Source organism: Nodosilinea sp. P-1105 (assembly GCF_012911975.1).
Lineage (GTDB): Bacteria > Cyanobacteriota > Cyanobacteriia > Phormidesmidales > Phormidesmidaceae > Nodosilinea.
In genome coordinates this window covers 1-1,275 of record NZ_SMDQ01000161.1, presented here as the reverse complement: position 1 = coordinate 1,275, position 1,275 = coordinate 1, and the positions used below count along the sequence as shown (strand labels likewise).

Genomic DNA, 1,275 nt, shown 5'->3' with positions numbered 1-1,275 from the left:
CAACTCTATTTTCAGCGAGGTTTCTATGCTCTATCCCTGATGCAGCAAGCTCTCTAGGTACGTTGTCACCCGTTAAGGACGATTCCTGGCATCGAGTTTGTTAACGCCACGATGATGGCTATAACAATCGCCGTGAACAGCGTTAAGCCAATGCCAATGGGAATAAATCCGACGAGAGGGCCAGTAAAGATCAACGCTGCCATTGAAATGGCGTAAATCACCAGCAGAACCCCCGTAATCAACCCTGCTGTCAGCGTGGGAACGAGCCGAGCAGGCTGCAATTCCTGACGCACTTGGGTACCCAGGGTTAATTGAGGTGGTTGGGACTCGCGGGAGGAAGCTTTCATGGCTGAGCCGTTATTGCGGAAGGGCTTCGGTAGTCATGACCTTGTCGGCCACCTGGTGGTAAATCTGGGCCAGGGGATGATCCGGATATCGCAGCGAAAACAAATCGCTACTGGCGAGCTGCATCATCTCGTCGCAGTTGGGCAAAACCCCGACAACAGGCACCTCATATTTGGCTTCAAGTTGTTGGCGCACCATCTCGGGGTCAGAATTTTGCATCACCCGATTCACCACCATCAAAATTCTGGGTACCTTCAGCTTGCGGGCCAAATCTACCATCACGGCAGTGCCCTGAAAGTCTTGACGATCGGGGCGCAGAATTACGACTAGCGTATTAGCCACAGCAATGCAAAGTAGGGTTTCTTCGTTCAGCCCTGGATGACTATCCACAAAGACATAATCTAGGTTGAGAGTTTTGATCAGGCTGACAAAGCCTTTTTTCAGCCGCCGCACGTCATACCCTTCGTGCAAAATCCGGGTGATGTCACCCGCATCGCTACTCGACGGCAGTAAGAACACCTGCCCCCTATTCTGTTTCACCTCATCGGGGCTGACATCATGGGCCACCTCTTCTACAGAACAGTTGCCCCACAAATATTGATTAAGCGTGGTTTGGGAATCGACCTGTTCCATGCCAAACAACACGTGAATACCAGGGGATTGAATATCGGTGTCGATCACCGCCACCCGTTTGCCGGTGCGGGCGATCGTGATCGCTAAATTGGCGGTGGTGTTAGATTTGCCGGTGCCACCGCGAAAGGAATGGACTAATACAACTTCGGCCATGGATCAACTCCACTTATCATCAAAATTTCTTAAATCATCGGCTTCGGCCATCAACTGCTGAAAATAGGGGGTGTGATTTAAGCCGGGAAACCCTCTAAGTGAAAGGGACTGAGGGTTTGTGCTTTTAGTGACTGACGGGCAAGG

2 protein-coding genes are annotated in these 1,275 nt (G+C 51.3%); both read right to left on the bottom strand.

Going from position 1 to position 1,275, the window contains the following annotated elements; translation table 11 throughout:
* Nucleotides 1–65: 65 nt before the first annotated feature.
* Entirely contained in the window at nt 66–347 is a 282-nt protein-coding gene (locus tag E1H13_RS26515) for a hypothetical protein (protein WP_169617957.1), read from the bottom strand.
* A gap of 10 nt (nt 348–357) precedes the next feature.
* Nucleotides 358–1,131 (bottom strand): MinD/ParA family protein, encoded by a 774-nt coding sequence (locus tag E1H13_RS26510; protein ID WP_169617956.1) that lies wholly within the window; start codon nt 1,129–1,131, stop codon nt 358–360.
* Nucleotides 1,132–1,275 lie beyond the last annotated feature (144 nt).